Origin of the sequence: Mesorhizobium sp. M7A.F.Ca.CA.002.09.1.1 (genome assembly GCF_003998555.1) — a bacterium.
GTDB classification, from domain to species: domain Bacteria; phylum Pseudomonadota; class Alphaproteobacteria; order Rhizobiales; family Rhizobiaceae; genus Mesorhizobium; species Mesorhizobium ciceri.
In genome coordinates this window covers 1-1,200 of sequence record NZ_RZRR01001252.1, presented here as the reverse complement: position 1 = coordinate 1,200, position 1,200 = coordinate 1, and the positions used below count along the sequence as shown (strand labels likewise).

Annotated in this window: 1 pseudogene; it reads right to left on the bottom strand. The window is 63.9% G+C overall.

From position 1 onward, the window contains the following. Positions 1–1,200: pseudogene (locus EN994_RS32275) on the bottom strand (kinesin); the annotation flags it as partial.

The following is a 1,200-nucleotide window of genomic DNA, read 5'->3' as shown; positions in this document are numbered from 1 at the left end:
AGCTTGCACCAGCTTCCCGGAGTCTTCATTCAAGGCAATAGAGAGCCTGTTGCGACCTTCTTCCAGCCTTTCGAGATGGCTGCCGAGCGATGCATCGATGGCCGCCCGCGATTCATTGACCTTGCGCAGATCCTCTTCGAGAGCGCGCGAGATCAGGCTGCGGCCTTCGGCCAGCTTCTGCACCTGGTTGGTTACTGCCGCATCGATGCCGGCGCGGCCCTCGGCGAACTTCGCCAGGTCGGCCTCCATGGCCGCGGCCATGCGCTCGCGGCTTTCGGACAGTTTCCTGCTGTGGTTCTCGACAGCTTCCTCGATGCCGACGCGGGCGTCGGCGAGCCGCTGGATGTCACTGTCGAACGAACGCGACACGACGTGACGGGCGGCTTCCATGCGTCCGGCGAAGTCGCTGGCGCGGGCTTCGAGCATAGAGGAGGTCGAAGTGACGATGTCGGCCATGTCGGCGCCGATCTGGGTCTTGCCCTGATCGATCATCGCCGACAGCGTGTCCTTGCTCTCGGCGAAGGTGTGCGCGATTTCGCGGGCGCGCTCGACCAGCGTTTCATTGATCTGGCGGGCGCGGGCCTCGAGTGCCGCATTGAGCTTCTGCGTTCCGGTGTCGAGCGCCTCGGCGCGGGTCTGGAACTCGCTGATCAGCGCCTGGCCGCGTTCGGCGAGCGTGCGCTCGATGCCGTTGAGGCTGGCCTCGAATTCGGAATTGAGGGTGCGCGCGGCGCCGCCTAGCAGCGACACCATGCCGGTGGTGCGATCGTCGAGCAGATCGGTCAACGACCGCGTCAGTCCGTCCGTGGTGTCCGTCAGCTTGGCAATGCGGGTGTCGAGAAGGCTGGCGAAGGCCTCGCCCGAGGTCGACAGACGGTCGGTGATCGAATCGAGCCGGCCTTCGACGGAATCGAAGATCGACATCGAGCTTTCGTTGATGCGGTCGATCAGCGTGTCGCCGGAATTGGTGATCGTCATCGACAATTTGGTCGATGCATTGAGGATCGAGTCGCGAATGATGTCGGAAGCCGCGCCGATCTCGTCCTTCAGCGTCTCATGCGCGCCGGTAATCGAGGCGCGGACGCGCTCGGCATGGGTGACGACGGCTTCGCGCTCGCTGCCGAGGCCGTCGACCAGCGAACGGATGCGGGATTCATTCTCGGAATAGGAGCGTTCGATCTGGTTGACTTCGCTGTGGAC